Here is an 8,442-nt window from a genome sequence, read left to right on the forward strand (position 1 = left end):
CAATAGTCTTCTTGAATTCATTATTATATTTTTTACCTGTATTCTTACGTTCCAAGACGGACACATCCTCTCAAAAATCATTGTAAGGACTTAACTAAAATGTGTCCATGAAACTATACTAACTCCAGTTCAGATGGTTAAAGATGGTTTAGATTTATATACAATAGATACGCATTATATGAAAAGTGAGTTAATTTCTTCGAAAAACAAAGTAACGATTGTAGAAGGAATGAGTGTCGCATTTATTAATCCAGATTTACTTGATTTAAAAATTTACTTCTATACAGATGGTGAAACGGAATTAATGAGAAGGTCGAGCCGTGATATTGTTGAGAGAGGAACCAATATCAATTATTTAAGGCAGTCTCATGAAGAACGTCGGGTTCAGTACGAAGTATTTATGCATCCATACAGTCAGCGTTTTGATATTATTTTCAAAACTTTTGATGAAGCAATATGTCTAGAAAAAAATACATTTGAATTTAAATGCAAATAATCAACTATTTGTTGTGTTTAGAACGGGTACGTTAGCTGAAGATCGGAGTTGTCTTTAAGGCAGCTTTTTTTTATGGAACTATAGGGGCAGCATTCCTGTAATAACTGAAAATGAGGTTTGAACGAAAAAAGACCTCTTGATAAGATGAATGTGTCCAGAGCTGGCCAGCTAAAAAGGACAAAAACATCTATCGGAGGCCTCACAATGAATTATAACCAAAATCATAAAATCACTCAAATTACTTCTGAAACCTTAATTGTCGGAGTTGACATCGCCAAGCACAATCATGTCGCGAGAGCACAAGATTTTAGAGGATTGGAACTGGGTAAAACGTGTTTCTTTGAAAATACGAAAGCAGGATTTCATTCGTTTCTAGATTGGGTTAACCAACTTGTTAAAGAGTTCAAGCTAAATCAAGTGATTGTAGGCATGGAGCCAACTGGTCATTACTGGTTAAATCTAGCTCATCTTCTAAAAGAGAATAATATTAAGTTCGTATCTGTCAATCCACTACATGTTAAACGAAGTAAAGAATTAGACGATAATTCACCTACAAAAAATGACGTGAAAGATGCAAAAGTCATCGCACAGTTAGTCAAGGACGGAAGATACGCCGAACCAACAATTCCACAAGGAATTTATGCAGAACTCCGAGTGGCCAAAAAACTTCGCGATCTTCTCAACGTTGATTTACAGGTCGTTCAGGGACAAGTTCATAACTGGCTTGATCGTTACTTTCCCGAATTTTTGACGGTGTTCAAAAGTTGGGAAGGCAAGGCAGCTATTCATTTTCTAAAGCTAGAAGCTTTGCCACATGAACTTGTAAAGTATACGGATGAAGAGCTCTTACTTTCCCTAAGACAAGTGGTAAAACGCAGTATAGGCTTAAAGAAAATACGAGCACTTAAAGAAGCAGCCAATCGTTCGATTGGTATTCGTCAAGGGGCAGCTATGGCGAAATTAGAGTTGAGAGCTTTACTAGAGAAGTATGATTTTATTCAAATGAAATTCGAAGAAATAGATCATCAATTAGATCAGTTATTAGACCATATCCCAGGTGTCACACAGATGTTAGAGGTGTCAGGAATCGGTCGAGATACAGTAGCAGGGTTTTTCGCAGAGGTCGGCGACCTCAGAGACTATCAGCATCCTAGACAAATCGTAAAATTAGCAGGTTTAAGTTTAAAAGAAAACACATCCGGAAAGCACAAAGGTCAGACCAAGATTACCAAACGGGGACGAAAGAAATTGAGGGCTCTCTTATTCCGGGCAGCCATGATACTGGTGGCAAAGAACAAGGCTTTTAAAGCTCTCCATATATATTACACAACACGTGCTCAGAATCCATTAAAAAAAATGCAATCTCTGATAGCCTTGTGTAACAAGCTTATTCGAATTCTGTTTTCAATCGGTAAAAAACAATTTACGTTTCAAGAAGACAAGATGTTAATGGATATCCCTCATATGGCAACATTTATGGTACATCAAACAGTCGCATAGTTCATCGAATTTAAGGTTACACGGTCATTTAATTAACACTCATTTAAAAGTGAAGCACGGATTAGTCGGCAAAGCAACTAACGTGAGGGCTTAGATCCTGTGGGGCAGCATGACCGACATCCACCTCATGGAAAGGTTGAACGAAGGAATGTAGGAGCATCGACTCTGTGAGACATGGGAGGGTTGACCTCCATGAGACATGTGGATATCCTAAAGTGCGATCATTACATTGCTTAAACCAATTTTTTCCTATAATTGGCTAGTTTAGCATACACTTTTTTCGATAAATCCCTACCCTTGAGGAGTGATGCCGAGCTTACATAAATAACTGTTAATGATATGACCATGAAATTCAAAGAATTCTAGAGAAATCGAGAGATTGTGTTTAGTTTATTGAGGGAGTTTAGTTCAACAGTAACTTGGAAGGATTTCCTCTAAAAAACGTAGAATTTACAATAATATACATTTTTTGTTTTTAGGGGGATTGTTATGTGGGAGAGAATGTTTATAAGTACATCTCGTGGAAAGTTTGAGATCTTTACCCAAGGAAAAGGAGAACCAGTGTGTATTACCCATTTATATAGTGAGTTTAATGAATTAGGTTATTATTTCGCCGACACTTTCGTAGATCAATTCAAAGTTTATCTAATAAACTTAAAAGAAGCAGGAAACTCTTGCAAAGCAGGTATAGAAGGAAGGAAAGCTCTAAGGATTTAGAGGCTATTAGAGAAGCTTTAAATTATAATAAATGGTGCTTTGCAGGGCATTCAACCGGAGGAATGCTTGGTTTAGTTTATGCAACAATGTTTCCAAAATCTCTGACAAAACTATTAGTTGGAGGAGCAACTGCTACTAAAAGATATATGGAACACGAAGGCAGTATTTATAGTCCCCGAAGTCCACTAAATAAAAAACTAAAAAAGATTTTTGCCGTATTAAAATCTCCTGACTCTACCACTGAAGAGCGAAGAAATGCTAACAGAGAATGGACTAATATGTCTTTATATAACATAGAAAGATGGGATGAATATTTTAAGAAACCGAGCAGTGGAAAAGTTGTACATAAAAGGCTAGATTATTATTCCTTTAATGACTTGCCAAACTACGACATTCAAAATGAACTGTATCAGGTTACTATCCCGACCATTGTTTATTGTGGAAGATACGATGCCCAATGTCCTCTTGCTTTTTCTGAAGAAATAAATGCAGGTTTAAAAAATTCAAAACTTTATATTTTTGAAAAAAGTAATCACGTTCCGTATTTAGAAGAGAAAGAAAAATTCCTTCAGATGGTTTCTGATTTCAAAGGACTGACAACGACAACCTATTCTTAATGAACTAACGGGTGCTTTACTTCATTATCAGGAGCTGATCAGCAGCTCCTTTTCTTTTGCAACTATAGGGGCAGGTTAGTTTAATAAGAAAAAGAGAAGGGTTTTACATTTTTTTGAAGAATTACTTTCTTTAAGTAGTTAAAATCGAAATATAATGAGGTGAAGAGATTAAAAAAATAATTATTATATGCCTACTATTAATTGCAACTGGTTCAATATGGATGATATATGGAACTGAAAAGGTGAAATTTCGAAGCACTTCAACGGTTAAACAGGAGAAGGAAATGTTTTCACCAAAAGGATTATCTCCAGGTAGCGAGTCTGAGTACGATATTAAAATGGAAATGGATGTTGAAGGGAATTTTAAAATCCATTCAACTACATCTATTAAAAATATCTCTACTGATAAATGGGAACAGTTAATATTTTACTTTATTCCAAATATGTTTACTGAAACTAATTCATACTTAGAAAAACCATCTACTGTTAAAGTTGAAAGCATTAATCTCAATGGAAAAAAAGTAAAGTTCAATCTTGAAAAGGATACGTTAACAATTCCTTTAAATGAAAAGTTAGAACCAAATCAAAATGTAGTTGTGGACATTAAGTATGAATTCACACTACCAGAGAAGGGTTATAGATTTACCCAAAATGAAAATAATTATTTTTTAGCACAATGGTATCCTATGATTGCCACATATAGAAACCATAAATGGAATAAGGAAGCGTATCGGCTTAAAGGTGAGAGCTATCATACTGCATTTAGTGATTTCAAAATACAATACAAATTGCCAAAAGATTTAACCCTAATTTCATCCGGCGATAATGATGGGTATCCAAGTAAACGTACAGGCGTTTTAGAAGGGGACAACTTAAAAGAATTTTATATTTCATTATTGAAAGAACCGAATGTGATCCAAAAGAAGACAGGTGACATTACAATAAGAGTATTTGGGGTTGATGAAAGGAAAGAGTTACATAAAGAAATAAGCGAGATGGCTAGCGAAGCAATGAATTACTTTCAAGATACTTTTGGACCTTATCCTCATAAGCAACTGGATATTATTTTAGATGAAAAAGGAATGGAATATCCAGGTGTAGTAACAGCAGGTTCTAATTATAATCGTCTTGAAAGTCCTGAACACCTAAAGCGTATAGTCGTTCACGAAATTGCTCATCAATGGTTTTATGGGGTTATAAGTAATGATCCTTTTCACGATGCCTGGCTGGATGAAGGTATAACAGATCTCGCTACTTTGTTGTTTTATGTAAATCAAGGTAATGATATTTCTTTTGATAAAGAGCTCTTTAAGGAACTTACTTTACCTGTAAACTTACCACTAGATAAATACTCTTCTGACGACCAGAGTAATTATATTTATGGGAAATCTTCCACAATGCTCTGGAATATTTTTCAAGAAAATGGCGGAGAATTAAAAGCAGAAGATTTTCTCAAAAATTATTATGACCATTATCAATATATAGAAGTAGATACTCAAGAGTTTGTACGTTTTTTAAAATACTATTTGAACTTAAAAAATGATGACTATTTTAAAGATTGGATTTTATTAGAGAATAACAATGAAAATTTAAACTAAAGTCATTTAATATATCTCATATTTTTTCTTTTCTTAGCTGACTTTTTTGGGGCTGATATAGCATGAAACAGCTGATACATAGGATTGTGATAGCTTGATTAGTTATTTGAAAATTTATCCATACGCGTTATGATGGAAGAAAAAGGCTGTGATTTTATGCCAAAGCATAAAAAAAAACTTCTAGAATTTAATGCAGAATTATCGCAACAATGGCACCCGGATAAAAACGGTTCCCTTACCCCAAGTGACGTTACTCCTGGCTCTGGTAAAAAAGTATGGTGGGTTTGTGAGAAGGCGCATGAGTGGGAGGCATACATTTATCATCGCTCCAACGGTAAGGGCTGCCCATATTGTAGTGGAAATAAAGTTGATTTAACTAAAAGTTTAGCAGTGAAATTTCCAAACTTAAAAAATGAGTGGCATCCATTGAAAAATAAAGTATCGGCATTTGAAATTGGACCCGGATCAGGTAAAAAAGCCTGGTGGAAGTGTCAAAATGGACATGAATGGGAAGCGGTTATATCAAGTCGTACAAGAACTGGAGCTAATAATTGCCCTTACTGCTCTGGAAAAAAAGCAAGCTCTAAATATAACCTTGCAAAAAAACATCCTACTCTTGCAAGTGAATGGCACCCAGAGAAAAATGGAATTTTAACACCATATGACGTAACTCCAGGATCAGGTAAAAAAGTATGGTGGTTATGTGAAGAAGGACATGAATGGGAAGTAACAGTTCATCACCGAGCTAAAGGTAGGGGTTGCCCGTATTGTAGTAGAAGAATGGTTACAACAGAAACTTCCTTAGCTAATGATAACCCCACTCTTGCAAGTGAATGGCATTCAGAGAAAAACGGTACAATTACACCACACGATGTAACAAGTGGCTCTGGAAAAAAAGCGTGGTGGTTATGTGAGAAAGGGCATGAGTGGGAGGCTGTAATTTCAAGTCGTAATAATGGCAGAGGCTGCCCTAAATGCTCAAGCGCTACCTCTTTTCCAGAACAAGCGATTTTTTATTACCTATCAAATGCTTATCAGCAAGTAACAAATCGAACCCTCATTGATGGGATGGAAGTAGATATATTTATTGAAGATGAAAATATTGCCGTAGAATATGATGGAGCGTATTATCATGAAAAAAGGTATAAAGAAGATAAAAGAAAAACTCGTGAGCTTCTAAAAAGAAAGATAAAACTAATTCGTCTTCGTGAAGAGCCTTTAAAACTATTAAATATCAAAGGACTAATAGAAATTTCGACAAATCATCAGGATTTAGAAAGTGCATTCACAAAGCTGATCGACATTATAAAGGATATTACCGGAAAAACGATATCAACTGAATTTAACCTTGATGAAGACAGAGTTGATATTGTTGAAAAATACCGTTTTAAAATAAGAGAATCCAGTATTGGAAACCATCCTGAATTAATGAAACAATGGCATCCAGAAAAAAACGGGAATTTGGACCCATTTACCTTCTCATTAGGCTCTGGCGAAAAAGTTTGGTGGATATGTAAAAATGGACATGAATATAAAACGTTTATCACTCACAGAACAAGGGGACATGGTTGCCCTTATTGTACCGGAAGAAAAGTCGATGAAAGTAATTGTCTAGCAAATGTAAATCCTAAACTAGCAAGTGAATGGCATCCTGATAAGAATGGCGAGTTGACTCCATATGATGTAACCATTAGTGCAGGACATAATATTTGGTGGAAATGTGAAAAAGGGCATGAGTGGAGAACAAGGATTGTTAAAAGAAGCAATAGAGGAGATAATTGCCCGTATTGTAGTGGTCGGCAAGTAAATACAGAAAATTGTCTAGCTACCCTGAATCCAGTACTTGCGAGTGAGTGGCACCAAGAAAAAAACGATGACTTAACGCCATTTGATGTTACGCTCTTTTCAAATAAAAAGGTATGGTGGAAGTGTCAGAAAGGTCATGAGTGGGAAGCAGTAGTTTCAAGCCGAGCAGCCAATAGAGGTTGTGCCTATTGTTCTGGAAAAAAAGCAAGTGATGAATACAACTTAGCTGTAATAAACCCTGAAATAGCAGCACAATGGCACCCGAGGAAAAACGGTGATTTAACGCCTTATCATGTTACACCTAATTCCGGTAAAAAGGTTTGGTGGTTATGTGAGAGTGGGCACGAATGGGAAACAAGCATAACAAAACGGAATGGAAGACAGTATGGCTGCCCATATTGCAGTGGAAGATATGCTACAAAGGAAAATTGCCTAGCAAATGATAACCCATCGCTCTCTAATGAGTGGCACCCGGTGAAAAATGGTGATATAACCCCGTTTGATGTCACTCCGAAATCGGGAAAAACAGCGTGGTGGAAATGTGAAAACGGACATGAGTGGCAAGACCAAATTTATCAACGATCGCTAGGTAAAGAATGTCCTCAATGTAAAAAGACGTTTTCAACTAGAGTTTAACTTTTTAAGTTTACCCTAATGGAGAAGCAACTTAAACAACATACCTCATCTTTAAAGTGCGAGTTCCTGAAGAAGTCGATGAAAAGGATTTTTCTTATTTGATGTAAGTTTGTGAATTATTGTACTTAAACAAACGGGTGCTTTAGCTGAAGATCGGAGCTGTCTTTAAGGCAGCTTTTCTTTATGGAACTATCGGGGCAGGTTAATTGAAGATGTAACTATAAGTATAAAACATTAACCATAAGATATTCTTATGTATTTGTATAAATAATATAAAGTTTTATTTACTTTGGAAGTTTAGTATCCTTTAGTTAAAGGGGAAGTTTTTGGAAAAATTTGAATTCATAGGGGTGATAAAATGATTAAAGGATTACATCACGTTCAGATAACTATTCCAAAGGAGACTGAAGAAAAGGCTAAAAAGTTCTATTGTGGTATTTTAGGTTTACAAGAAATCGAAAAACCCGAATCCCTTAAAGGACGAGGAGGATTTTGGTTAAAAGTCGGTGATAAAGATGTACATATAGGAACAGAAGATGATTTTGATAGATTGAAAACGAAAGCACATATTGCTTACGAAGTAGAAGACATCTCATATTGGAAAAATAGATTAACAAAAGAGAATATACAAATACTTGATGGTGTTCCAATTCCAAATTTTGAACGATTTGAATTTAGAGACCCATTTGGTAATAGGGTAGAAATGATTCAAAATTTGAACTTATAAGTTCTTTTTTGAAACATAGAGTACAATACAAGGCCTTATAGAACTAACGGGTGCGTTAGCTGAAGAACGGAGCTGTCTTTAAGACAGCTTTTTCTTATGGCACTAACGGGGCAGCATTCCTGTTAGAAGGATGTTCGAGGTCTTGAAAGAAAAAGAGCCCTCTTGTATGATGCATGAGTGTCAACGACCATTGACCCAGCATCAAACAAGGAGGACTTCTCTATGCAGTTTAAATGGAATGAAAAAATTAATCAAGTTACTGAAAATACACTCGTTGTTGGTATGGATATTGCCAAGCGTGTTCATTACGCTTGTTTTGTTGATGAACGAGGGCGCGTGATAGAA

The 8,442-nt window shown here is 35.7% G+C and carries 4 protein-coding genes and 2 pseudogenes; all 6 read left to right on the top strand.

The annotated features are described in order from the left end of the window. Positions 1 to 127: 127 nt before the first annotated feature. A pseudogene (locus N0M92_RS28445) lies at positions 128 to 496 on the top strand (phosphoribulokinase); the annotation flags it as partial. A gap of 204 nt (positions 497 to 700) precedes the next feature. Beyond that, positions 701 to 1,996: an IS110 family RNA-guided transposase gene (locus N0M92_RS28450; protein ID WP_260288930.1), complete on the top strand. Its 1,296-nt coding sequence runs from the start codon at positions 701 to 703 to the stop codon at positions 1,994 to 1,996. Positions 1,997 to 2,485: 489 nt separating this feature from the next. Continuing rightward, positions 2,486 to 3,330 (top strand): annotated as a pseudogene (locus N0M92_RS28455) (alpha/beta fold hydrolase). Positions 3,331 to 3,614: 284 nt separating this feature from the next. Beyond that, on the top strand, positions 3,615 to 4,928 hold the full coding sequence (locus N0M92_RS28460; protein ID WP_260288932.1) for a M1 family metallopeptidase: 1,314 nt from the start codon (positions 3,615 to 3,617) through the stop codon (positions 4,926 to 4,928). A gap of 156 nt (positions 4,929 to 5,084) precedes the next feature. Continuing rightward, complete coding sequence (locus N0M92_RS28465; RefSeq protein ID WP_260288933.1) at positions 5,085 to 7,370, top strand: zinc-ribbon domain-containing protein; 2,286 nt, start codon at positions 5,085 to 5,087, stop codon at positions 7,368 to 7,370. A 358-nt stretch (positions 7,371 to 7,728) separates the two neighbouring features. Continuing rightward, positions 7,729 to 8,097 carry a VOC family protein gene (locus tag N0M92_RS28470; RefSeq protein WP_260288934.1) on the top strand — a complete coding sequence of 123 codons (369 nt, stop codon included), beginning with the start codon at positions 7,729 to 7,731 and terminating at the stop codon, positions 8,095 to 8,097. The last annotated feature ends 345 nt before the right edge of the window (positions 8,098 to 8,442 follow it).

It is taken from the genome of Peribacillus aracenensis (genome assembly GCF_025175645.1).
GTDB lineage: Bacteria > Bacillota > Bacilli > Bacillales > DSM-1321 > Peribacillus > Peribacillus aracenensis.

Coding starts and splice junctions, on each gene's coding strand:
- N0M92_RS28450 (WP_260288930.1), top strand. CDS start 701: ATGAATTATAACCAAAATCATAAAATCACTCAAATTACTTCTGAAACC.
- N0M92_RS28460 (WP_260288932.1), top strand. CDS start 3,615: ATGTTTTCACCAAAAGGATTATCTCCAGGTAGCGAGTCTGAGTACGAT.
- N0M92_RS28465 (WP_260288933.1), top strand. CDS start 5,085: ATGCCAAAGCATAAAAAAAAACTTCTAGAATTTAATGCAGAATTATCG.
- N0M92_RS28470 (WP_260288934.1), top strand. CDS start 7,729: ATGATTAAAGGATTACATCACGTTCAGATAACTATTCCAAAGGAGACT.